Source organism: Pseudarthrobacter sp. NPDC058119 (assembly GCF_042884655.1).
Classification (GTDB): domain Bacteria; phylum Actinomycetota; class Actinomycetes; order Actinomycetales; family Micrococcaceae; genus Arthrobacter.
This window is the reverse complement of sequence record NZ_JBHVTN010000003.1, coordinates 49,340-73,320: the sequence shown is the minus strand read 5'-3', so window position 1 is coordinate 73,320 and position 23,981 is coordinate 49,340. Positions and strand designations below refer to the sequence as shown.

Here is a 23,981-nt window from a genome sequence, read left to right as displayed (position 1 = left end):
CACTTCGTCGGTCACGGGGTAGCCGAGCCTGCCGTTTTCGAACCCGGCAGCTGCCCAGGCGGCACCGATCGCGCCGGTGGTGATGTGGGCGCCTGTTGCCGGCGACCAGATGACGGTCCCGCCCTGGTAATTCTGGTACACGCCGCCGTCCTTGAGCCCGCCCACTTCGTCGGTCACGGGGTAGCCGAGCCTGCCGTTTTCGAATCCGGTAGTTGCCCAAAATGCACGAATAGCACCAGTTGATACGTGGGCCCCGGACGCCGGCGAGTAGAGGATGCATCCGCGTTCAAAGCACTGGTACCCGCCGTTGTCCTTGAGGCCGTACACCTCCGGGGTGACGGCAGCCCCGAGCGCACCATTGAGAGACGCCGCCTTTTCCGCAATGGGAGTCTGCGCGGACGCTGCCGTGGTGAAAGTCCACGTCTTGTCCGCGGCCAGGGCGTTGCCGGCCACGTCCTTCACACCGTTGGTGCCGCCCTTGATCGTGGCGGTGTACTTGGTCCCCGCTGCAAGGTCGGCGTCAGGGTTAAGGGTTGCGACTTTGCCGGAGGAGCCGTAGGACACTGCAGCGGTCACCGCAGACGTTCCGTTGGTCAACGTGAACGTGTCCGCTGTGATTGTGGAGGCGTCCATGGCCTCCGAGAACGTGCCCGTCACGTTGGCTGTCACTGCCACGCCGGTCGCAGCCGCGGCGGGAGACGTGGCCGTCACGGTCGGAGCCGCGGTGTCACTGCCACCACCGGTAGGGTCGTAGTAGTGCCAGTACTGGCTGGTGGCATTGGCATCAGCCAGCAGCAGGAGGCCGCTGTCGGCGGTGCCCCAGGCAGCGCTGTTGACGTTCTGCTTCGTCGACGTCACGTTGTGCACGAACTGGTCGGCATCGACGATCCGGGCCGTCTTGGTGGTGGTGAAGCTGATCTTGTCCAGGGGAGTGGACTTCTCGTAGATTGCCCCGCCCGAGGCGGTGCAGACGCCGGCGTCGGTGGTGCCCGAAGGCTTGGGATAGGTGGCGAAGGTACGCAGCTTTTGGGTGCTCTCATCAATCATGACGATCACCCGGTTGGGGCATTCGCCGACGGTGGCGATCGTATGCGCAGACCATGTTGTGCCGCTTAGGGACAGCAGCTGGATGAGGGGCTGCGATGGGGAGGTGTACGAGGTCTTGATCGCTGCGAAAACGCGTCCGCCGGAGGAATCCAGCCACTTCAGGTTCATGTGGTCATCGCTGCTGCGCTGCCCGGACACCGCAGCCACGGGAGTGCTCCAGGCCGCCGTCGAGGCGCCGTCGACGTGGTAGCTCCAGTACATTCCATCGGTGGAGTCCCCCATCTGCCTGCTCCACATCACGCCGATTTTCCCGTCGAAGGAAATCACCGCCGACGTGTCATCCACCGACACGTTGCTCATCGATCCCGGAACCTGGAACGGGGTGCCCCACGTCTTGCCGTCCGTGGCCGTCACGTTCAGGTAGATCTTGTTGTCCTCCTGCCAGGTGGACCAGACCCTGCCGGTGGAGTCCTTGTCGATGGTCAGGACTTCGACTTTGGAGTTGTTGATCTGGCTGGAACCCAGCAGCGTGTACTTCCCGGTGCCAGCGTCGTAGCTGTAACGGCGCATCGTTGTTGGGAAATTGGGCTCAGCCGGCAGTTCATCGTTCACGAACCGGTAGCTTGCAACGTAGAGCGTCTTCCCGTCCCACAGCACGTCGTGATGCGTGTTGGCCCGCGACTCCGTCGCCACACCGGTATCCACCCAGGAACCCGTGGCTGCGTCGAACCTGAAGATGTGGAACCTGGAGGAGGACGTGTCCCACAAGTTCCCCCACCAGGATCCGTCGTTGAACCACAACACGCTCGTGGCGCGCTTGGTGCCTGTGGGGGTTGCGGTCCCGGTATGCGACGGACCTTCAACGCCGACATCGCCTGTCGCTGCGGATACCGGCACCGGTGCCACCAGCACACCCAGGGCGATCAACGCCGCTGTCAACAAACCACGGAAAAACGGATTCTTTTTCAATTTAGCCCCCAAGGTGAAGCCGCCACCGATTCCTGATCCGATCAGTGTTGTTGCTGGGGGTACCTAAAACAATTCCGGGCACCCCCTAATTTGTGCCCCTATAGCCTGCCGCTGGCTACCCCCGGCCGACGGCCGAAGCCGATCTGCGGCGCCCGTCCAAGGTCAGGGCAGCCCGGCCATCCGCGCCGCCAGATGCAGGGCCGCCAGCCGCCCGGTGCCGCGCGGATCGCCGCCGCACAGGTCGAAAATCCGCTGCAGCCGGTGGTGCATCGACTGCCGCTCCAAGTGCAGTTCGCGTGCCGACTGCGCGGTGTTGCAGCCGGAGTCGAGCCACACCTGCAGGGTCTCGAGCAGCTGGGACTGGCGCTGCGCATCGTGTTCCAGGACCGCCCGCAACTGCCGGCTGACGAACGACTCCCGGGATGAGGCATCCAGGCAGGTAAGGGCCAGGCTTTCCACGGCTGTGTCCTGGGCGTCCAGCACCACCAAGCCATGTGCCGGGTGCCGCCTGCGGGCCGAGGCGTTCCGGCGCTGGATCTGCCGTACCTCCAGCGCACGCCGCGCTTCCGCCAGGGACCAGGCCGCCTCCGCAACCATGCCCGCCAGCGGGCCCACGGCTATCACGGCATCGTGGTCACCCTCCAGGTTCCGGAGGGATTCCAGGAGCTGGCGCCTCTCACCGGCAGTTTCGGTGCATGGCAGCCCGATCATCACCACCAATTCGGTGTCGTCCAGGTAGGCGGCGCACGGGATCCGCTGCGAGCTCAGGAAGTTCTCGACGGCGCCGCGCAGCTCCTGCGGTGCGGCCGCGTGGATCGCCGCCACCACGGCGGGGGAGTCGGTGGGGAAACCCGCAGCGGGGGCCAACTGCTCCAGGCGCCACTCCGGCGCAGCATTGAGCACGGCCCGCATCAGTTCGGCACCTGCGAGGGCATGCAGCCCCGGGGGTGTGTGCTGCAGCAGTGCCAGGCCCAGGATGTCCACGGCCCGTTCTCCGGCCACCTGCGCAAGGGCCGTGTCCGCAACATCGGGCACATGCACCTCCAGCCGCCCCATCAGGACCCCGCGCACGGGGATGTCCACGGTGATCACCGTTCCGCCGGCCACCGGGTAGAAGCCGCCGTGCCCGCCTGGCCCCGTGCCGTCGCCGTCCGCCATTCCGTCTCCGGCTTCCGCGCCCACCCCGTTGCTCCAACCCTCCGGCGCCGCGCTGCCCATGGTCACTCCCCACGGGGAGGTGAGCTTCACTGCCGAGCCGGTAATGCCTGCCAGCACGCCGAGGATCTTGTCCAGTGCCGCACCGTGGGCGAGTTCGGACGCCATGGCGCGCGTCGCAGCATCTGCCTGCTGCAGGTGCCCCACGGACTCGCTGACCAGCATGGAATTAATCGCCTGCATGACGCCGACGAACGGGACCACCTTGCGCAGTTCCACCACGGGAAGGCCGTATTCCTCCGCCTTCTGCAGCATGTCGGCAGGGATTTCCGGCAGTGCACCGCCGGTCTCGATGGCCAGCGCAGCAACGCCGCGCTGCGCCAGCTCACGGACGTAGTCCCCGCGTCTGGCCGGGGTGGCGGTGGCCAGCGTGATCCCGCCGCAGAGCAGCAGTTCACCGCCACGGAGCAGGGGAGCGATGTCCAACACCTCACTGGAGTGGACCCAGCGGACCGGCTGCGCATCTGCCATGGCCCCTTCCGGGTGGACCAAGGGATCGGCAGCGGCAAGGGCGGGGTGGGCGAGTATTTCGCCAAGGAATACTGACACGACAGTCCGTAACGTAATAGGAGATTCTGCTAGACAGATTGTATCTTGTTGCTTGTGATGAGGGCCACATAGCCTTGTTTGTACTTATCCACCTCACGGAGGCCCCCATGCAAGAAAAGCTTTCAACAGCCACGCACGGCCAGCCTGCCCAGGCCACGCAGGACCACAACGCCGTGGACCACGAAGCCTGGCTGCAGCCCATTCCCGAATCAGCACGTACACGCAAGGTATCCGGACAGTTCTGGATCTGGGCCGGCGCCAACCTGGCACCCATCAACTGGGTGCTGGGGGCACTCGGTATCCAGCTGGGACTCGGGCTCGCGGACACCATCACCGTCTTGGTGCTGGGCAACCTGATCGGCATGCTGCTCTTCGGCTGCTTCGTCCTCCTGGGCCAGAAGACCGGAGCCACCGGCATGGTCCTGGCCCGGGCGGCATTCGGCCGGCGCGGCAACTACCTGCCCGCCGCCATCCAGGCCCTGCTGGTCATCGGCTGGTGCGCGGTGAACACCTGGATCATCCTGGACCTGGTCATGGCACTCTTCGGAACCCTCGGCTGGGTTGACCCGGACGCCCCCAACTACGGCTGGAAGATCGGCGTCGCCACCTTCATCATGGCGCTCCAGGTGGCCATCGCCTGGTTCGGCTACAAGGCGATTGCCGCCTTTGAGAAATGGACCGTACCGCCCACCATCCTCATCCTGGCCGTCATGTCTGCCGTGGCCTGGTTCGGCATGGACATCGACTGGAGCTACGCCGGTCCTGCCGGCGCCGTCCTGGAAGGCTCCGAGCGCATCGCCGCCATGAGCGCCGTCATGACCGCCATCGGCATCGGCTGGGGCATCACCTGGTTCACCTACGCCGCGGACTACTCCCGGTTCGTCAGCACCAGCGTCCCCAAGAAAAAGGTCTACCTCGCTTCAGTCCTGGGACAGTTCATCCCCGTGGTGTGGCTCGGTGTCCTGGGCGCCAGCCTCGCCACCAACAGCGGCGAGATCGATCCCGGCAAGCTGATCGTCCTGAACTTCGGCGCCATGGCACTGCCAGTGCTGCTGATGGTGCTCCACGGACCCATTGCCACCAACATCCTGAACATCTACACCTTCTCCGTGGCCACCCAGGCCCTGGACATCTCCATCAGCCGCCGCAAGCTGAACCTGTTCGTCGGCGTCTTCTCGCTCGCCGCCGTCGTCTTCTTCATCTTCCAGGAGGACTTCGCCGCGGTACTCGACGCCTGGCTGATCGGCCTGGTGGCCTGGGTGGCCGCCTGGGGCGGAATCATGCTGGTGCACTACTTCTGGCTCGAGAAGCGCTGGCCGGGCGGCACCGACCGTCTGTTCGACGGCGTCGGCACCAAGCGGCTGCCGGTGGTCAACTTCGCCGGCGTCATCTCCCTTGTGGCCGGGATCTTCGCAACGTGGCTGTTCATGTACGGCCTGATCCCCATCATGCAGGGCCCCATCGCCGTGGCCCTGGGCGGCTGGGACCTGTCCTGGCTGGCCGGTGGACTGACCAGCGCCGGGGTGTACGCCATCCTCGGCCCGCGCCAGCACATCCGCTACCTGGCCCTCGAGCCCCGGACGGCAGCTGAAGAAGAGAGCCCGACGGCGGAGAGCACGCCTGCCCTTCCCTCCCTCTAAGCTCACCATCCCGTAGAACCTGGCGGGCGCCCACAGCGCCCGCCGAAAGGATTTCCCGTGAACAAGCCCGCCATCGCGGACCCCCTGCACCCCATCACCTGGCCCGAAGGCTTCATGGCTGCAGCTTCCTTCACTTTCGACGTGGACGCCGAATCCTGCACCATCGCCCACGATCCCACCAGCACCCGGCGCATGTCGCTGATGAGCCACCAGTCCTACGGCCCCAAGATCGCAGTGCCCCGGCTGCTGGCCATCCTGGCCCGCCAGGACATCCAGGCCACCTTCTTCATCCCGGGTTTCACCGCCGAGTCCTACCCCGACGTGGTCCGGCAGATTGTTGACGGCGGGCATGAGGTGGCCCACCACGGCTACCTGCACGAGCCCATGCAGGGCATCGACGCCGCCACCGAGGCCAGCTACATTGACCGCGGCCTGGAGGCGCTGGCCAAAGTCGCAGGCGTCCGACCCGTGGGCTACCGCGCACCGTGGTGGGAACTGAACTGGCACTCACCGGGACTCCTGGCGGACCGGGGCTTCCTCTACGATTCGAGCCTGCTCGACGGCGATGCCCCCTACCGCTTCGCCGTCGCCGCCGATGATCCCCGGGACATCGTGGAGATCCCGGTGGACTGGACCCTGGACGACTGGGAGCAGTACGCCTTCTACCCGGGCGTTACGGGCAGCGGCGTGATCGAGAGCCCGGCCAAGGTCCTGGAAATGTGGACGCTTGAAGCCGAGGCCCACCATTCCCAGGGCAGCTGCTTCGTCCTCACCAACCACCCGTTCATCTCCGGGCGGCCCTCCAAGGCCGTGGCGCTGGAGCAACTCATGGAGCGGGTGAAGGCAATGGATGGCATGTGGGTAACCACCATGGAGAACATTGCCCGGCACACCAAGGCCACGGTCACCGAGGTCCACACCCACGCGCGGATCGAGGTGCCGGTATTCCCGGGCGCGGGTGCACAGTTCAAGCCGGCCGTGGTGCGGCAGGGGGTGCTGGCCTAACGTCCGAGGGCAAGAAGCGGCCGGCGGCGGGATTTCCCGCCGCCGGCCGCTTTTGGTTGCCCATGGACACCATCCGCCGGTGCTGCCTATGGTGGCCGGGAGGGCTGGCTGCCGCCGGCCGGAAGGAGCCTTCACATGGAACCGGCAAACAACGTTGCGGACGGCATCGGGCAGGAGCTGGACTGGCAGGTCCCGCTCTATGAACAGCTCCACCGGAATCCCGAACTCGGCCTCGCCGAACACCAGACCTCCGCAGCGGTTGCGGAGAAGCTGACCGCCTGGGGCTACGACGTCCGGCACTTTGGCGGTACCGGGGTGGTGGGTGTGCTTGCCAATGGGACGGGCCATGGCGTCCTGGCCCGCGCGGACATGGACGCCCTTCCGGTCACCGAGGCAACAGGAGCAAGCTATGCCTCAGCCAACCCGGGCGTGATGCACGCCTGCGGGCACGATATGCACGTCGTGGCCCTGCTCGGGGCGGCCAAGTACCTCGCCGACCATCGGGACGCCTGGCGGGGAACCTACACCGCCCTCTTCCAGCCGGCGGAGGAAACGGCTGCGGGCTCCCAGGCAATGCTCGACGACGGCCTGGCCGCCGGGATCCCGCGGCCGGACGTGGCGCTGGCCCAGCACGTCATGCCCACCGAGGCGGGAACCATCGGCACCACGGCAGGTCCCATCCTCTCGGCAGGTGATTCAGTCCGGATCACTGTCCACGGCCGGGGCGCCCACGGCTCGATGCCGCACAAGGCGGTTGATCCGGTGGTGCTTGCCGCCTCGATCGTCCTCCGCCTCCAGACCGTGGTGTCCCGTGAAACCATGCCGGGGAAGTTCGCGGTGCTGACCGTTGGGTCCGTGCAGGCGGGCGCCACGGCCAACATCATCCCGGACCGGGCCCAGCTGCTGCTCAACCTCCGCACCTACGACGTTGACTTGCGGACCGCCATCATGGCGGCGATCGAGCGGATCGTCCGGGGTGAGTGTGCAGTTGCCGGCTCGCCGCAGGAACCGGAGTTCGAGTACTACGACCAGTACCCGCTGACCAGCAACGACCCGGAAGCCAACGGCCGGGTCACCGCAGCCTTCACAGCGGCCTTCGGCGCGGATGCCGTCTACCGCACTGCCCCGCAGACAGCGTCCGAGGACTTCAGCCGGATCCCCGACGCCTTCGGCATTCCGTACGTGTACTGGGTAGTGGGCTCCGTGCCGCCGGAAACCTACCGGCAGGCGGTGGCGAACGGCACGGTGGACGCCGACATCCCGGCCAACCACTCGCCGTTCTTCCTGCCGGCAGTGGATTCCACCCTCGGCGTGGCCACCCGGGCCCAGGCTGCGGCCGCGCTCGCCTTCCTCGCGGCGCAGCCGGGCTAGGCCCCCGCCATCAGGGACTGCATCTGTTCCGCGGCATCGCTGCCGGGCGCCGGCGTGTACACCACGATGTGCAGGTCCGGCCGGTCTGACGGGGACACCTGGTGGTGTTCCAGCTGGAGCACCCCCACCGCGGGATGGTGGAACAGGCGCTCCCGGGACTCGAAACCCAGGATGTCGTACAGGTCCCAGCCCGCCCGGAACTCCGGGCTCGCTTCCTTGAGCCGCTCCACCTGGTACTGGATGTCCGGATCGCCCAGCCGCTGCCCGGTTTCGGCCCGGAACTCGGCCAGGAACCGTTTGCTGGTGGTGTCCCAGTCCGGAAGGAGGTTCCGGACGTACGGGTCGGTGAATACCAGCCACAACAGGTTCCGGTCGGCCGCCGGTACATTGGCGATATTGGGATACAGCGCCGCGTAGGCCGTGTTCCACCCGGCCACGCCCCAATCCGGAAACAGGGCGAAGGACGGGTTCGGATCAAGGGCGTCCAAGAGGCGCTGGATGTGGGGCGGGGCGGAATCGGCCGCCGGGACAGCCGGTGTTGCGGAGGCGTAGCCACCCAGCGACAGGACGTAGCCCAGGCCGGTGCTGGATAGATGCAATGCGCGGCTGATGGCCTCCAGGACCTGGCGGGAAGGGCTGATGTCCCGGCCCTGCTCCAGCCACGTGTACCAAGTGACGCTGACCCCGGAAAGGAACGCCACCTCCTCGCGGCGGAGCCCCCGCTCACGGGTGCGGCCCACGGGTGGCAGGCCGTAATCCGCCCGCAGCGCCTGGTCGCGCCTGGCCCGCAGGAAGAGGCCGAGTTCCTTGCGCCGTCCGGGATTGTTCACCTCAAAATACTATTACTCTGGTACTCCTACTACTAGTAGCAGCGCTGTCTTCCACCCAATGCGCCGAACCAGCAGGATGGTAATCATGCCTGCACTTCGCTCAAAAACAGTCACCCACGGCCGCAACATGGCCGGAGCCCGCGCACTGCTGCGTGCCTCCGGTGTTGCCAACTCCGACATCGGCAAGCCGATCATTGCCGTGGCCAACTCCTTCACCGAGTTCGTCCCCGGCCACACCCACCTCGCCCCCGTGGGCCGGATCGTCTCCGACGCGATCCTCGCCGCCGGCGCCGTGCCGCGCGAGTTCAACACCATCGCCGTGGATGACGGCATCGCCATGGGCCACTCCGGCATGCTCTACTCGCTGCCGTCCCGCGACCTGATCGCCGACTCAGTGGAGTATATGGTCAACGCCCACTGCGCCGACGCCCTGGTGTGCATTTCCAACTGCGACAAGATCACCCCCGGCATGCTCATGGCCGCACTGCGCCTGAACATCCCCGTGGTCTTCGTCTCCGGCGGCCCCATGGAAGCCGGCCGCGTTACCCTCACCGACGGTTCCGTCCGCTCCCTGGACCTGGTGAACGCGATCGCCGACGCCGTGGACGAGTCCATCTCCGACGCCGACATCAACCTCATCGAAGAGAACGCCTGCCCCACCTGCGGTTCCTGCTCCGGCATGTTCACCGCCAACTCGATGAACTGCCTGACCGAGGCCATCGGCCTGTCCCTGCCGGGCAACGGCTCCGTGCTGGCCACCCACACCGCCCGAAAGGCGCTGTACGAGAAAGCGGGCGCTACCGTCGTCGAGCTCGTCAAGCGCTATTACGACGGCGACGACGAGTCGGTGCTGCCCCGCTCCATCGCCACCGCCAAGGCGTTCGATAACGCCATGGCGCTGGACATCTCCATGGGTGGGTCCACCAACACCATCCTGCACCTGCTGGCCGCGGCCCAGGAGGCCGGTGTGGACTACGGCCTGGCAGAGATGGACGCCAAGTCCCGCCAGGTGCCCTGCCTGGCCAAGGTGGCACCCAACGTGGCCAAGGACAAGACCTACTACATGGAGGATGTGCACCGTGCCGGCGGAATCCCCGCCCTACTGGGCGAGCTGAACCGCGGCGGCCTCTTGCACAAGGACGTCCACTCCGTGCATTCCAACGACCTGGACGGCTGGCTGGACGACTGGGACATCCGCGGCGGCAAGGCCACCGAGGAAGCGCAGGCCCTGTGGCACGCGGCCCCCGGCGGCGTCCGGTCCTCCACAGCGTTCTCGCAGTCGAACGAATGGACCTCCCTGGACACCGACGCCGAGGGTGGCTGCATCCGCTCCGTGGAGCACGCGTACTCCAAGGACGGCGGCCTGGCCGTGCTCCGCGGCAACGTGGCCGTCGACGGCGCCGTCGTGAAGACCGCCGGCGTGGACGAGTCCATCTGGACGTTCTCCGGACCAGCCGTGGTGTGCGAGTCCCAGGACGAGGCCGTGGAGAAGATCCTGAACAAGTCCATCAAGGAAGGTGACGTGGTGGTGATCCGCTACGAAGGCCCCAAGGGTGGTCCGGGCATGCAGGAAATGCTGTACCCGACGTCCTTCCTCAAGGGCCGCGGCCTGGGCAAGAAGTGCGCCCTGATCACCGACGGCCGCTTCTCCGGCGGCACCTCCGGCCTGTCCATCGGGCACATCTCTCCCGAGGCAGCCTCCGGTGGCGCCATCGCACTGGTGGAGGACGGCGACATCATCAGCATCAACATCAGCGAACGCTCGCTGCAGCTGGAGGTCTCGGATGAACTCCTGGCCGAGCGCCGCGAAAAGCTGCTGATCAACGGCGGCTACAAGCCCAAGGACCGGGACCGGCAGGTGTCCGCCGCCCTGCGCGCGTACGCCGCGATGGCCACCTCCGCGGACAAGGGAGCCGTCCGGGACGTGTCCCTGCTGGAGCGCTAGCGCACGCACCGGGCGGGGAGGAAACAGGTCGGGTCCTCCGGCCCTCCTCCGCCCGGGCACGCCGACGCCGGCCAGATGACTGGCACACACGACGACGGGCCAAAAGTCCCCGTCCCGGTGTTGCAGCACTCCGGTAGCCTTTTCCCATGGAGCAGGGAATTGCCGATTACCGGGCAGAAGGCATCCTGCTCGCCGGGGCAGGACGGGCCATCCTGCTGCAGCTGGCCAACCCTGCGATTGGCCGCGGGGTGGCGGCGCACAGCACGTTCACGCAACGGCCCGTCAACCGGCTGAAGGGCACGCTCACCTACGTGTACGGCGTGGTGTACGGAACCGAAGAGCAGGTCAAGGAAGTCCGGCGCAGGGTCAACCGTGCCCACGTCCCGGTACGCCGTCCGGAGGATGGATCGTCCGGCGGCTACAACGCCTTCGACCCGGTGCTTCAGCTCTGGGTGGCAGCCACGCTTTACGACACAGCACTGACCATCATCGAAAAGATCCACGGCCCGCTCGAGGACGAGGACGCTGACTCGATGTACCAGGACTACGCACGGATCGGCACCGCGCTGCAGCTTCCGCCGGACATGTGGCCCAAGGACCGGGCGGCCTTCCGCCGCTACTGGGAGGACCAGGTCGCCACCCTCCACGCCGAGGAGGAAGGCGTGCGCGTGGGCCGCGGTCTGCTGTTCCCCAAGCACACTGCCCTTTGGTACCGGGCCATCATGCCGTCGGCGAGGTTCCTCACCGCAGGGCTCCTCCCGGAGCAGTTGCGCACGGATTTCGGGCTGCCCTGGAGCGACCGCCACCAACGCCGCTACGACCGGACCTGGCGCATCCTTGCGGTGGCCTACCCCATGCTGCCGCAGCGCATCAGGCACTGGTTCAAGGATTACTGCCTGGCCGAACTGGAAAAGGACCTCCGAAGCAAGAGTCCACAGGCGGCGCAGCACCAAGGCATCCGTGCGTAGTTCCACCCCTGTAGAGCGGCGGATCGATGAACGTGCCCGCCGCTTCCTGGCCGCAGCCCCCGCCAATGGTGCAAAGGCCAAGCTCACTGAATTCACGGTTTTCGGACTCAAACAGGGCTGGGCCTGCATTTTCGGCGCCGCACTCCTGGCCGTGCTGATGGCGGCCAGGCTCTGGTATCCGGACGGTGCAGGCCTGGCGCGCAACGACTTCCTGACCGTCGCCGCCGTCGTGATCCAAATTCTGATGGTGGCGTTCAAGCTCGAAACGCTGCGGGAACTGCGGGTGATCGTCCTGTTCCACCTGGTGGGCACGGTGATGGAGCTGTTCAAAACCGATATGGGTTCCTGGTCCTACGGGGCCGAAGGCGTCCTGCGCATCGGCGCCGTACCGCTGTTCAGCGGGTTCATGTACGCCGCCGTGGGCTCGTACATGGTGCGCGTCTACCGGCTGTTCGACCTTCGTTTCGCCGCCTACCCGCGCCGCTGGGTCACCGCGGTCCTTGCTGCGGCCATCTACGCCAACTTCTTCACCCACCACTACATCTGGGACCTTCGCCGGGTGCTGCTCGCCGCCGTCGTGCTCATCTTTGGCGCTTGTGTGATGCACTTCCGCGTCTTCCGGCGGGAGTTCCGCATGCCCCTGGTGGTGTCCTTCCTGCTGGTGGCGTTGTTCATTTGGCTCGCCGAGAACATCGCCACGTGGTCCGGCGCCTGGCTGTACCCCAGCCAGGTGGACGGCTGGCATCCGGTGGGCCTGGAAAAACTCGTGGCGTGGTTCCTGCTGATGATCATTTCGGTGGTGCTGGTGGCCTGGGTCTACAAGCCGCGGCCGCCGGAGCCGGAGAAGGCCGGACGCCGGGAGGTTCGCCCCGCCGGGCACCGCTAAAAGGGGGTCTGGCAAAACCCGTTTCAGCAGGGCCCTCGCTAGGGTTCCGGCGGCACGGTTTGATGGAAACCATGGCCCCCGAGACACTTCTTACCAATACCAGCGCGCCCGAAAACCCCGGCGCGCAGCACCCCGCGCACTGGGGCGGCGTCTTCGCCATGTCCCTGTGCGTCTTCGCGCTGATCGCGTCCGAGTTCATGCCGGTCAGCCTGCTGACTCCCATGGCCGCCGAACTGCAGGTCTCCGAGGGGATGGTGGGCCAGGGCATTGCCATCTCAGGACTGTTTGCCGTCCTCACCAGCCTGTCCGTGTCCAGGTTGGCCGGCACCATGAACCGCAAGCCGCTTCTTTTGGGCCTGACCACCTTGATGGCGGTCTCGGGAGCCCTGGTGGCGATGGCCCCGGGATACCTGCTCTTTATGGTCGGCCGCGCCTTCATTGGCGTGGTGATCGGCGGGTTCTGGTCCATGTCCGCAGCGACAGCCATGCGGCTGGTGCCGGCCCACCAGGTTCCGCGTGCCTTGGCGATCTTCAACGGCGGCAACGCCCTGGCCACCGTCCTGGCTGCGCCCCTGGGCAGCTACCTTGGATCGGTCATCGGCTGGCGTGGAGCGTTCTTCTGCCTGGTTCCGGTGGCGGTGCTCGCCCTGGCCTGGCAATGGATCAGCCTTCCGTCAATGGCGGTCCAGTCGCGGGTGACGGGCAGCGTGTTCGGGATTTTCGCCGCATTCAAGAGCCGAACCGTCGCTTGGGGCATGGCCGCCTGCGGGTCCTTCTTCATGGGGCAGTTCGTCCTCTTCACCTACATCCGTCCGTTCCTGGAGACGGTGACCCGCGTTGACGTGGCCACGGTGTCCCTGGTGCTGCTGGTGATCGGTGTGGCGGGCTTTGCCGGCACCATGCTGATCGGCCGTTTCCTCGGGAAGGGCCTGTACCGGACTTTGGTGGCCATTCCGGCCCTGATGGCGGTCATCGCCGCTGCCCTTGTTCCCGCCGGTGGCCGGCTAGCCGCCGTCGTGGTTCTCCTGGGCTGCTGGGGACTGATGTCCACGTCCGCCCCGGTGGGCTGGTGGAGCTGGGTAGCAGAAGCCATGCCGGATGATGCGGAAGCCGGCGGAGGCCTCATGGTGGCCGTGGTCCAGACGTCGATCGCTGTCGGCTCAACGCTGGGCGGGGTGCTCTTCGACTCCGCCGGCTATGGCGGGGCCTTCCTGGCCGGTGCAGCCATCCTTGCGGTTTCGTCGCTCCTCGCGTACCTGACTGCCAGGGTCACGGACCGGACCGCCTGACCGCCCAAAAAAGTTTCAATCCAGCCCAACCAACAGGAGAAGAACATGAAGTACACCAGGAGCGGCGGCCAGACCGCGGCCGGGCCCAAGGAATGGTTCACCGGGACCGTGCAGATCGACGGCATCCGGAACCCTGACGGGCAGTCGGCCATCGGCTGCGCCCATGTCCGGTTCGCCCCCGGTGCCCGGACCGCCTGGCACCACCACCCCAAGGGCCAGACCCTCTACGTCACCGACGGCGTGGGCCTGGTAGCGCGGCGGGGCGGGGAGATCCAGGAGATCCGTCCCGGCGACGTTGTCTACATCGAACCCGGGGAAGAGCACTGGCACGGCGCCACCCAGGAGCGGTTCATGGCGCACATCGCCATGCAGGAAGCGGATGCTGACGGCCAGGTCGTCACCTGGCTCGATCACGTCACCGACGAGGAGTACGGCGCCTGACCCGGCCCAGTACCTCAAGGAAAACGGAACGGACGACGGCGGGAGGTTCCGCCGTCGTCCGTTCCGTTGCCTTGTAAACGGGGAGACTCAGTCCTCGTAGGTGTTGGCGATGTAGACGTCGCACGGGGCGTTGTGTGCCACGCTGTTGGCGACGCTGCCCAGGAGCCGGCCGATGCCGCGCATCCTGCGGTTGCCCACCACGATCACGCGGGCGTCCAGGCGGACGGCTTCCTTGATGAGGGAATCGGCGGGCTTGCCGCGGGCGGCGAAGTGGGTAATTTCCACTCCCGGCCGGGATGCACCCAGGGACTTTGCCACGATCTCGGAGCTGTCCGCGTTGGAGATCCGCACCTTGTCCGAGCCCACCCCGAAGGTTTCGGCGTTCTCCATTTCAAAGGCAGTCACCACATGCAGCGACGCTCCCAGCGACTGGGCCAGGTCCAGCGCCACTTCCGCTGCCTTCCGCGCCGACTGGCTGGCGTCCACACCTACTACAACTACATTGGCCATTCACTCGCTCCTTCGCATAATCCGGGCATTCAAGTCCATCTGCCAGTCTAAGGAGTACCCGCGTGGAGTACGGGTATCACGGCCTTTGGTTTAACCGATCCCAGCCAGCCCGGGTACGGCAGCATCCGCATACCTGTTGCCGGGCCGGGCCAACCCGTAGTGCTCCCGCAGCGTCTTTCCGGCGTACTCTGTCCGGAAAAGCCCGCGTTCCTGCAGGATGGGCACCACCTGGTCCACGAACGCTTCCAGCCCGGAGGGGAGCACCGGCGGCATGATGTTGAAACCGTCCGCGGCCCCGCCGTCGAACCATTCCTGGATGGCGTCCGCCACCTGGACCGGCGTGCCGGTGAACGTGCGGTGACCGCGGCCGCCGCCGAGGCGGCCTATCAGCTGGCGCACGGTGAGCCGCTCCCGCCGGGCCAGCTGCACGATCAGGGTGTAGCGGCTCTTGGCGCCTTCGATTTCGTCTTCCGAAGGCAGGTTGTCCGGCAGCTGGCGGTCCAGCGGGAGGTCCCCGGGGTCCACGCGCAGGGTCTTGGCCAGTTGGATGCGGGCGTATTCGGGCTTGATCAGCCTGTCCAGTTCACGCTCCAGTTCCAGCGCCTCCTTCCCGGTGGCACCGATGACCGGCACGATGCCCGGGAGGATCTTGATGGATTCCGGGTCGCGGCCGGCGGCAGCGGTGCGTGCCTTCAAGTCGCGGTAGAACTCCTGCGCGTCGGCCAAGGTCTGGTGCGCGGTGAAGACCGCGTCAGCGTACTTCGCGGCCAGGCCCTTGCCGTCCTCGGACGAACCTGCCTGGACGATCAGGGGGTGCCCCTGGGGTGACCGGGGAACATTGAGTGGTCCACGGACTTTGAAGTGCTTGCCGTCATGGTCGATGGTTTGGATCTTGTCCGCGTCGCCCCAAACGCCCCCGGCCTTGTCCGCGGGGACGGCATCGTCCTGCCAGCTGTCCCACAGTTTCTGGGCCACCTCGATGAATTCAGCAGCGCGTTCGTACCGGACCGCGTGGGCCGGCTGGTCATCCACGCCGAAGTTGCGCGCCGCGTCCGGGCCGGCCGTGGTCACCACGTTCCAGCCGGCACGGCCGGCGCTGGCCCAGTCCACCGAGGCGAAGCGGCGGGCCAGGTTGAATGGCTCGTTGTAAGTGGTGGAAGCGGTGGCGATCAGCCCGATCCGCTCGGTGGCGCCGGCGATGGCGGTCAGCAGCACGGTGGGTTCCAGCTTGCCGGCAGGCCGGCGGCCCACCTCACCGAACAGGACGGGGGAGTCGGCGAAGAAAATCGAGTCGAGCTTGCCGCGTTCGGCGGTGCGTGCCAGCTGCCGGTAGTGCTCCACGTTGGTGCTGGCGTGCGGATCGCTCTCCGGCAGCCGCCATGAGGCTTCGTGGTGGCCGGTGCTCATGAGGAAGGCGTTGAGGTGCAGTTGGCGCTGGGATGGGTGCTTCGATGTCATGACATGCTCCTTGCAGGTAGGGTCAGCGGCCGACGGCGGCCGGTTCAGCAGTGTGCGCGGCGTTGACGCCCAGCGCGGTGAGAAGGTCGCGGCGGAGGGCTTCATGCCCGGCGGCATCCGCAGAGGACCGGATCCGGGCGGACACCGGCCGGACGGTGGCGATGCGGCCGTGGTCCAGGACCACGATCCGGTCCGCCAAGGCAATGGCCTCGTCAACATCGTGGGTGACCAGCAGGACGGCTGGCCGGTGGGCCGCAACCAGGTCCTTGAGCAGCCCGTGCATCCTGATCCTGGTCAATGCATCCAGCGCGCCGAAAGGCTCGTCGGCCAGCAACAGCTGTGGCTCGCGGACCAGGGACCGGGCCAGCGCCACGCGCTGCTGTTCGCCGCCGGAAAGTTGGTGCGGCCACGCCTTTTCCCGCCCGGCGAGCCCCACCTCGGCGAGGGCCTTGCGGGCACGGGCGCCGGCGTCGTGCTCCCGGAGGCCCAGGGTGACATTGCCCAGCACGGTGTCCCAGGGCAGCAGCCGGGAGTCTTGGAAGACTACGGAGACGCGGTCCGGCACGCTGATGACGCCGCTGCCGCGGACGTCGTGGTCCAGCCCGGCCAGGGCCCGCAGCAAGGTGCTCTTGCCGCAGCCGCTGGGGCCCAGGAGGGCCACGAACTCGCCGGGTGCGATGTCCAGGTCCACGCCGTTGAGCACGCCTTTGGGGCCGAAGCCGCGGATGAGCCCACGGACGGATACGGCCGAGGGGACGGGACGTGCGGGGGCAAGGGCGGTCAGCCCGCCAGCGTGCGCTGCCATGAGAGGGCCTTTCGTTCGATGAAGCGGACAAGGGCGTCGGAAATCAGGCCAAGGATGCCGTAGACGGCCAGCCCCAGGACGATGATGTTGGTTTGGCCATAGGTGCGGGCGAGCTCCATCATGTAGCCGATGCCGCTGGTGGCATTGATCTGTTCCACCACCACCAGGGACACCCAAGCGCCGGTGACCGCGAAGCGCAGGCCCAGGAAGAACCCCGACAGGGCCCCGGGAAGTACCACCTTGCGGATGAAGCCGGCCCGGCCCAGGCCGACGGTTTGCGCGAGCTCCACGAACCGCAGGTCGATGCCCCGCAGCCCGGCGTGGGTCTGCAGGTAGACGGGCACAAAGACGCCCAGGGTGATGGTGAGGACCTTCATGGTCTCGTCGATCCCGAACCACAGGATGAGCAGCGGGATCAGTGCCAGGCCCGGGATGGCGCGCTTGATCTGCACGGGGCCGTCGATCAGGGCTTCACCTACCCGGCTCAGCCCGGACAAGAGGGCCAGGACCGCTCCCACCACGATGCCGAAGAACAGCCCCAAGCCCGCACGCTGGGCGGAGATGGCCAGATTCTCCTGGAGCCGGCCGTCGGAGATCAGTTCGCCGGCGGTGGCCACAACGGTCCACGGCTCGGAAAGGATCCGCGAGTCAAGCAGCCCCGTGGCGGAAGAGGCTGTCCAGAGCGCGAGCAGGGCCACCGGGCCCACCCAGGCGAGCCGCCGCCGTCGTCCGGGCCCCAGCCTGCGGCCCGCGGGCCGCACGTCGTCCCGATCGGCAAGCGCCGGATCCTGGTGCGGGGCCGGTACGGGACGGTCCAGTACGGCGCTCACGCTGCACCTGCCTTTCCGGCGGAAGCAAAAGCATCCCCGGCGATGGCCTCAAAACGGGTGTCGTACAGGTCCACTGCCTGAAGCTGCGGTTTCTTCTGCTCGCGGGACAGCAGGTCGATGGTGTCCTGGTGCCGGGCAATGGCCTCCGTCCAGGACGTGGGCAGGTCCCGCCTGCCGGTGGCGTCAATCAGGTATTGGCCGTCTTGGCGGGACAGGCCCTGGTCCTTGACGTAGTAGCCGTCCAGCCATTCCGCGGGGTGGTCCTCGATCCAGCGCTGCGCCTTGCCCCACACCTTTGCATAGGCGGCCAGGGCGGCAGCCTTGGCAGGATCGGCGAGGACTTTGGCAGGGGAGTAGAGGAGGCTGGGATCGTCCCGCAGCCCGTGGCGGATGGTGCTGCCGCCGTCGGCCTTGTACTTGGCCAGGTACCGCTTGATCTGGACGCCGCCCAAGGGAGCCGCGTCCACCTGCCTGCTGGCCAGCGCGGTGGCGTAGGCGTCGCCGGTGCTGGGCAGTTCCACGAGCTTCACGTCCTCCTGCCTGAGCCCGGCCTTGTCCAGGATCCGCAGTACCAGCGCACCCTGCGCCTGGCCGGGGCTGTAGGCGATCTTCCTGCCGCGGAGGTCCTCGAGCTTCGCGACGCCCGCTCCCGGCGCCACGCCCAGTTCGTAAATGGGATGGTTTACGGCGTCCTGCCGGTAACCGGCCGCGATGATGCGGACGTCCAGCCCGGTCCACGTGGCATGGATGGGCGGGATGTCCGCTACGGACCCGACGTCCAGTGCGTTGGCCCGAAAGGCCTCTGTGGTTTGCGGGCCGCCGGAGATGTTGGCGAATTCCACCGTGAAACCGTCCAGATCCTTGAGCAGTCCGGAGAGTTCCAGTGCCACTTTGATGCTGGGATCGCCCACCTTGATGGCGGTGCCGGCGGGGACGCCCGCCGCCAGCGGTTCGAGGGCGCCCTGGCTGATCCGCCCGACCGCTGTTGCCGCTCCACTGCAGGCAGCCAGCAGGCCGGCGGCGGGAAGAGCCAGGAGGGCGCCGAGGGCGCGGCGCCGGGTAAAGGCTGCGCGGTGGCTCAGCTGGGATGGTGATGCCGGGAAGGACATGGTGTTCCTTTCGATGGAGGATTCCGGGTACGACGACGGCGCCCGTGTGGGTGCTCGGGCGGGCGTGAAGGGGTGGTTGGGTCCGCCCGTACGGCGGGGTGCGGGTGCTGCGGGGTGGTGCGTACTGGCGGGTCTGTGGGGTGGTGCCTGCGGCGTGGCCGGTGCCGTGGAAACACCTAAGCACGGGTCCCCGGGCGATGGCCACCAGTACGAAACGGACGCTAAACCCTGCGCAACGGCGCTACTTATGGCGCCATCCTGGAGACAAAGCAGGCAATGCGGCGCCACGAAGCGCAACCTGGGTTAAAGGGACCGCAACGCCGCTTCATGTAGCTGGGCGGGCGCAACGGAGTTAAAGAAACCCGCCGTCCACGGTGTGTGGACGGCGGGTCTTTGCTGGATTGCAGGCAGGTCAGCGGGTCCTGGACGAGATCACCTGTTTGGTCATGGCGCCGGCGCTGCCCAGATAGCCGGACGGATCGCACAGCTGGGCGATACGGTCTGCCCCAAGGTGCTGGACGAGTTCGGAGTGCTTGAGGAGCTCGGACTCAAGGGTGGTTCGGTTATCGATGGCGGCCTTGCACGCGGCGTAGATGACGTGGTGCGCCTGCTGGCGGCCCAGGACCGGCGCAACGGCCATCATGACGGCCTCGGCAACGATGAGTCCGCCGGTGATGGCGGTGTTTTCACGCATCCGGTCAACGTTGACTTCAAGGCCGGAGAGCATGAACTCGGCCTGGGCGAGCGAGCTGGAGAGCAGGAGGAAGGCTTCGGGAACGGTGGCCCATTCGAGGTGCCAAGGGCCGGTGGCGCGTTCGAAGTCCTGCACCATGGCATCAAGCATCGTGGCGGACTTGTCCCTGAGCATCTTCGCCGCGGCCAGCATCAGTTCGCAGGAGATGGGATTGCGCTTCTGCGGCATGGTGGAGCTGGCGCCGCGGCCCATGACGAATGGCTCGGCGGTTTCGCCGTATTCGGAGGAGCACATCAGCATGACGTCCAAGGCGATCTTGCCGAGTGAGCCGCCGATGTTGGCCAGCAGCGATACGAGTTCTGCCAGGCCGTCGCGGGCAACGTGCCACGTTATGTCCGGGTCGGTGAGTTCGAGCTCAGCGGCCAGGGCGGCCCGTGTTTCCAGGCCTTCCGGTCCTTCGCCGAGCGAGGCGAGGGTACCGGCCGCGCCGCCAAATTGGACCATCAGGTCCCGCTCGGCAGCCTGGGCCAACCGGTCGGCCTGCCGGTCGAGCGAGGAAAGCCAGACGGCGCAGCGGTATCCGAAAGTGACGGGCAGGGCGTGCTGCAGGTGGGTGCGGCCGGCGGCAAGGGTGTTCAGGTGGGTCTCGGCCAGGCGGGCCAATGCGGCGCGGACACCGTCGAGCTGCCCGCTGAGGATGGCGACGCCTTCCTTGCACTGAAGCATGGTGGCGGTGTCCATGATGTCCTGGGTGGTTGCGCCCCAGTGGATGTACCGGCCGTCGTCGCCGCACTGTTCGGAGATCTGTTCCACGATGGGCAGGATCGGGTAGCCCACGATCTCAGTCTCCCGGCGCAGCCGTTCCTGGTCCAGGCCCGCAAAATTCGCGGCTTTCGTGATGCGGGCGGCAGCCTCCGTCGGGATGAGCCCCACTTTGGCTTCGGCCCTGGCAAGGGCGGTTTCGGTGTCGATGATGCGGCTGACGTACGCTTCGTCGCTGAAGACTGCGCGCATGCCGGGGGTGCCGAACATGTCGCGGAAAAGCAGGGAGTCGTAAACGGTGGTGCTCATGCGGGTAGATCCTTACTTTGTGGAAGTGGTAGATAGGCTGGCGGCATCATCGACGCCGGCCGGCGCTGGGGTGTCAGCGCTGGTGCCGGCCGTAGTGGGGGAGACTGCTTCCTTGGCATCCTGCCGCTCCATTTCTGCAAGGAAGCCGGCAGGGTCCGCCAACGCACGGCGGACCCGGGGGACGTCCATTTCCTTAGTCAGCTTGGAGACGACGATGGTGGCCACCACGTTGCCGAACGTGTTGCAGAAGGCAGTGGCGATGGACATGAACCGGTAGACTCCGAAAAGGATGGCGACGCCCTCCATTGGCAGGTAGCCGGTTGCCGCGACCGTGGAGGCGAAGACGACGTACGTGCCGCCGGAGACGGTTGCTGCGCCCTTGGAAGTGAGCAGCATGATCGCCATCAGGCCAAGCTGCTCACCCAGTCCCATTTGCACACCGAAGGCGTTGGCCAGGAAGATGGTGCAGATCGACATGTAAAGCGAGGTGCCGTCCAGGTTGAATGCGTAACCGGTGGGGACTACCAGCCCGACGCTTTGCTTGGAGCAGCCCATTGCCGTGAGTTTCTTCAGCAGGCCGGGCAGCGCCGACTCGGAAGAGGCGGTGCCGAGCACCAGGGACATCTCCACCTTCACGAAGCGAAGGATCCGGAAGACGTTGAATCCGGCGGCCAGGCACACCAGGCCGAGGACAACGGTGATGAACACCGCGACGACGGCCCAGTATTCGAGCACCAGCTGGGCAAGCGCCAGCAGCATGGCGCTGCCGTTGGTGCCGACGGAGTAGGCAATGGCACCGAAGGCACCGATTGGAGCGAGCTTCATGATGACGTTGATGAAGCCGAAGAACGCTTCCGAGACAGTGTCCAGTCCGCCTTGGATCTTGCCGAGCACGGCGGGCTTGAGGGTGAGGAGGCCGGCGCCGAAGATGACGGCGAGGATCACCACCTGGAGCAGCTGGCCGGACGTGAAGGCCCCAAAGAAATTATCCGGAAAGATGCCCTTGAGGAACCCTGCGAAGGAGTGGTCGCCGTCGGTTGCCGGGGGCCTGCCGGCGTTTGCGGTGAGGGCTCCAGCGCCCTCGCCCACCTGCAGGAGGTTCGCTGCCAGGAGGCCAAGGCCCAAGGCGATGGTGGACACGACTTCGAAGTAGATGAGGGCCGAAAATCCGATCCGGCTTGCCTGCTTGAGGTTTCCGGCCGAGAGAATGCCCAGCACGACGGTCAGGAAGACCAGGGGAGCGATGCCTGTCTTGATCAGGGCCAGGAACAGGTCCCCGACAATTTTCAGCTGGGCCGAGAAAGTGGGGAAGGCAAAGCCCACCACGATTCCCAGGACCATGGCGATCATGACCTGCGCCCCAAGGCCTCGGTACCAAGGTTTGCCCGGCCGTGGAGCGGCCGCTTCCAGTAGCTGTTCTTGCGACTTCATTGACGCCTCACTTGTCTAGACACATTTTCTGTCTAGACAAATGTGGGCCATGTCATGGGGGTCTGTCAAGGTCCACCGTCGAAATCGTGTCCGGCGCCGCGTGGGCGGGGCGTCAGCTGCGTTCGAGGACGGATTCGTAGGCGAAACGGGCCCCCGGATGGGTGCTGACGGCGACGGCCAGCACGTGGCCCTTCGAGTCCAGGTAGCGGCGCGTAAGCTGCAGGGCAATGGAGCCCGGAAGCTCACCCAACGCCTGCGCCGCCTCGTCACTCAATGCGGTTGCCTTGATGCGCTGCAGCACCCGGTTCACCTGCCGGCCCGTGCGCTCCGCCACCAGGTCCGCCACCAACCGGTCACTGTCCCGAACCTCGTCCTGGACGAGGTCTGCGTCCTCAGGGGTGAGATACACCTGTGCCCAGGACAGGGGTTGTCCCCCGTCATCCGGGTCCTGCCGGGTGGAGGTGATGCATGTCCGGGTGGTGCCGGCAGGCACCCCGAGATCATCGGCAAGTCCGTCACCCACCGCAATCCGATCGATGGAGATGATCCTGCGGACTGCCGAGCGGCCGTACTGGGCCAGTTCCTCAATGGAAGAGAGCCTGGTGTGGAATTCGTGCGCGGGCTTGAGCCGGACAACCCTGGTGCCCTGGCCCTTGCGCCGGGAAATCAGGCCGACCTCTTCGAGTTGCCGCAGCGCCCCGCGCAGCGTTTCCCTCGACACGCTGTAGGCGGCAGCCAGCTCAGGTTCCGATGGCAGGAACGCTCCGAGCTTCCAGTGCCCATCCATGATCTTGGATGACAGATCCTCTGCGATGGCTAGGTATCTGGCAGTCACCGCTGGGCTTCCTCCCGCTATCACCGGTAATTCTCAGTCAAGTCTAGACAGATTTTTCAGGCGGCAGGCCCGCAGCGCTGGACGGAGGCGGCAGACCAGACGGCAAGGTCCTGTTCAGGCGGAAATTTCGCTCCGCGCCGTTTCTACGATGTTTTCGGTGACAGCCCACGAGGCCAGCAGCTTGAGGGCTTCAGCCGAGGGGCTGCCGGGCGTGGCGGGGTAGACCGTGAGGGTGTGTCCCGGGTCTTCTTCGAGCCCCAGCACCTGGTAGTTCAGCTCCAGCAGCCCCACCACGGGATGCTGGAAGAACTTGGTGCCCGCGTAGTGCCGGCGGACGTTGTGGGCCGCCCAGAGCGTGCGGAAAACGTCGCTGCGCATGGAGAGTTCGCCGATGAGTTCGGCAATGCCCTTGTCGTGTGGATTGCGGCCGGCTTCCCGGCGGAGGATGGCTACATTGGTATGGGCGGCGCGCTCCCAGTCCGTGTAGAAGTTGTGGGCCCGCGGGTCGAGGAAGATGAACCGCGAGTGGTTGGCCGGCCGTGACGGATTGCGGTACATGTCCGAATACAGCGCGTAGCCCAGGGTATTGGCGGCCACGATGTCCAGGCGGTTGTTACCGATGAAAGCCGGCGCTTCCGTGATCGCGTCCAGCAGGTACTGCAGCTCCGGCCGGACCTTCGACGGCGCGGCACCCGCGGCGCCCGCGGCACGCTTGCGGCCCGAGGTATTGGCCGCCCGGGCCAGGTCGTAGAGGTGGTCATGCTCGGCGCGGTCCAGTTCCAGGGCGCCGGCGATGGCATCCAGGACGCTGTCCGAAACACCGTGCAGGTTTCCCCGTTCCAGCCGCGTGTAGTAGTCCACGCTGACGCCTGCCAGCCGTGCCACTTCCTCGCGGCGCAGCCCCGGCACGCGCCGGCGGCCGCCGTAGGGTTCAATCCCTGCCTGCTCCGGGGTGATCCGTCCACGGCGTGAGGAGAGGAACTGCCGGACCTCGGCTCGGTTATCCATAGGGAACACGTTACGACGAATGGCGGGACGCTAAGGAGGTACTGCCAGAACCAGTTACGGCAGGACCCTCGCCAT

The 23,981-nt window shown here is 66.6% G+C and carries 20 protein-coding genes; 8 read left to right on the top strand and 12 right to left on the bottom strand.

Annotated elements, in window-relative coordinates; genetic code table 11:
• Together ACFVTD_RS08265 and ACFVTD_RS08260 are read right to left on the bottom strand one after the other, a co-directional pair.
• On the bottom strand, nt 1-1,986 hold a 1,986-nt coding region (locus tag ACFVTD_RS08265), incomplete at its 3' end, for an Ig-like domain-containing protein (protein ID WP_387560764.1).
• 192 nt (nt 1,987-2,178) lie between these two features.
• Nucleotides 2,179-3,780: a PucR family transcriptional regulator gene (locus tag ACFVTD_RS08260; RefSeq protein ID WP_387560761.1), complete on the bottom strand. Its 1,602-nt coding sequence runs from the start codon at nt 3,778-3,780 to the stop codon at nt 2,179-2,181.
• Nucleotides 3,781-3,887: 107 nt separating this feature from the next.
• Here ACFVTD_RS08260 and ACFVTD_RS08255 point away from each other — a divergent pair, with 107 nt between their 5' ends.
• The 3 genes from ACFVTD_RS08255 to ACFVTD_RS08245 all read left to right on the top strand — a co-directional run bounded on the left by ACFVTD_RS08255 (nt 3,888) and on the right by ACFVTD_RS08245 (nt 7,796).
• Nucleotides 3,888-5,420 carry a purine-cytosine permease family protein gene (locus ACFVTD_RS08255; protein WP_387560758.1) on the top strand — a complete coding sequence of 511 codons (1,533 nt, stop codon included), beginning with the start codon at nt 3,888-3,890 and terminating at the stop codon, nt 5,418-5,420.
• Nucleotides 5,421-5,477: 57 nt separating this feature from the next.
• Nucleotides 5,478-6,425, top strand: coding sequence for a polysaccharide deacetylase (locus tag ACFVTD_RS08250; RefSeq protein WP_387560755.1), 948 nt, complete (start codon nt 5,478-5,480; stop codon nt 6,423-6,425).
• A 135-nt stretch (nt 6,426-6,560) separates the two neighbouring features.
• Nucleotides 6,561-7,796: an amidohydrolase gene (locus ACFVTD_RS08245; protein ID WP_387560752.1), complete on the top strand. Its 1,236-nt coding sequence runs from the start codon at nt 6,561-6,563 to the stop codon at nt 7,794-7,796.
• Here the strand turns inward: ACFVTD_RS08245 and ACFVTD_RS08240 are convergent.
• Nucleotides 7,793-8,626: a helix-turn-helix transcriptional regulator gene (locus tag ACFVTD_RS08240; protein WP_387560749.1), complete on the bottom strand. Its 834-nt coding sequence runs from the start codon at nt 8,624-8,626 to the stop codon at nt 7,793-7,795. The genes ACFVTD_RS08245 and ACFVTD_RS08240 overlap by 4 nt on opposite strands.
• Before the next feature lie 85 nt (nt 8,627-8,711).
• Here ACFVTD_RS08240 and ilvD point away from each other — a divergent pair, with 85 nt between their 5' ends.
• The 5 genes from ilvD to ACFVTD_RS08215 all read left to right on the top strand — a co-directional run bounded on the left by ilvD (nt 8,712) and on the right by ACFVTD_RS08215 (nt 14,155).
• Complete coding sequence (ilvD, locus tag ACFVTD_RS08235; RefSeq protein ID WP_387560746.1) at nt 8,712-10,571, top strand: dihydroxy-acid dehydratase; 1,860 nt, start codon at nt 8,712-8,714, stop codon at nt 10,569-10,571.
• Nucleotides 10,572-10,717: 146 nt separating this feature from the next.
• Entirely contained in the window at nt 10,718-11,539 is an 822-nt protein-coding gene (locus tag ACFVTD_RS08230; protein ID WP_387560743.1) for an oxygenase MpaB family protein, read from the top strand.
• On the top strand, nt 11,532-12,425 hold the full coding sequence (locus tag ACFVTD_RS08225) for a DUF817 domain-containing protein (RefSeq protein ID WP_387560740.1): 894 nt from the start codon (nt 11,532-11,534) through the stop codon (nt 12,423-12,425). Before ACFVTD_RS08230 ends, ACFVTD_RS08225 begins: the two co-directional genes overlap by 8 nt.
• 71 nt (nt 12,426-12,496) lie before the next feature.
• On the top strand, nt 12,497-13,714 hold the full coding sequence (locus ACFVTD_RS08220) for an MFS transporter (protein WP_387560737.1): 1,218 nt from the start codon (nt 12,497-12,499) through the stop codon (nt 13,712-13,714).
• Nucleotides 13,715-13,759: 45 nt separating this feature from the next.
• The gene (locus tag ACFVTD_RS08215) at nt 13,760-14,155 is read left to right on the top strand and encodes a cupin domain-containing protein (protein ID WP_387560734.1); all 396 of its coding nucleotides are present in this window, start codon (nt 13,760-13,762) and stop codon (nt 14,153-14,155) included.
• Between the two features lie 87 nt (nt 14,156-14,242).
• Here ACFVTD_RS08215 and ACFVTD_RS08210 read toward each other — a convergent pair whose 3' ends face one another.
• The 9 genes from ACFVTD_RS08210 to ACFVTD_RS08170 all read right to left on the bottom strand — a co-directional run bounded on the left by ACFVTD_RS08210 (nt 14,243) and on the right by ACFVTD_RS08170 (nt 23,906).
• Nucleotides 14,243-14,665: a universal stress protein gene (locus tag ACFVTD_RS08210; protein ID WP_387560731.1), complete on the bottom strand. Its 423-nt coding sequence runs from the start codon at nt 14,663-14,665 to the stop codon at nt 14,243-14,245.
• A 90-nt stretch (nt 14,666-14,755) separates the two neighbouring features.
• Nucleotides 14,756-16,123: an LLM class flavin-dependent oxidoreductase gene (locus tag ACFVTD_RS08205; protein ID WP_387560728.1), complete on the bottom strand. Its 1,368-nt coding sequence runs from the start codon at nt 16,121-16,123 to the stop codon at nt 14,756-14,758.
• 22 nt (nt 16,124-16,145) lie between these two features.
• On the bottom strand, nt 16,146-16,928 hold the full coding sequence (locus tag ACFVTD_RS08200; RefSeq protein WP_387560725.1) for an ABC transporter ATP-binding protein: 783 nt from the start codon (nt 16,926-16,928) through the stop codon (nt 16,146-16,148).
• On the bottom strand, nt 16,904-17,758 hold the full coding sequence (locus tag ACFVTD_RS08195) for an ABC transporter permease (protein WP_387560722.1): 855 nt from the start codon (nt 17,756-17,758) through the stop codon (nt 16,904-16,906). The genes ACFVTD_RS08200 and ACFVTD_RS08195 overlap by 25 nt, the downstream gene beginning before the upstream one ends.
• Entirely contained in the window at nt 17,755-18,867 is a 1,113-nt protein-coding gene (locus tag ACFVTD_RS08190) for an ABC transporter substrate-binding protein (RefSeq protein WP_387560719.1), read from the bottom strand. Before ACFVTD_RS08190 ends, ACFVTD_RS08195 begins: the two co-directional genes overlap by 4 nt.
• 412 nt (nt 18,868-19,279) lie before the next feature.
• The gene (locus tag ACFVTD_RS08185; protein ID WP_387560716.1) at nt 19,280-20,632 is read right to left on the bottom strand and encodes an adenylosuccinate lyase family protein; all 1,353 of its coding nucleotides are present in this window, start codon (nt 20,630-20,632) and stop codon (nt 19,280-19,282) included.
• A gap of 12 nt (nt 20,633-20,644) precedes the next feature.
• Nucleotides 20,645-22,063, bottom strand: coding sequence for a cation:dicarboxylate symporter family transporter (locus ACFVTD_RS08180; protein WP_387560713.1), 1,419 nt, complete (start codon nt 22,061-22,063; stop codon nt 20,645-20,647).
• 112 nt (nt 22,064-22,175) lie between these two features.
• Nucleotides 22,176-22,898 carry a GntR family transcriptional regulator gene (locus ACFVTD_RS08175; protein ID WP_387560711.1) on the bottom strand — a complete coding sequence of 241 codons (723 nt, stop codon included), beginning with the start codon at nt 22,896-22,898 and terminating at the stop codon, nt 22,176-22,178.
• Nucleotides 22,899-23,012: 114 nt separating this feature from the next.
• On the bottom strand, nt 23,013-23,906 hold the full coding sequence (locus ACFVTD_RS08170; RefSeq protein ID WP_387560708.1) for a helix-turn-helix transcriptional regulator: 894 nt from the start codon (nt 23,904-23,906) through the stop codon (nt 23,013-23,015).
• Between the last annotated feature and the right edge of the window lie 75 nt (nt 23,907-23,981).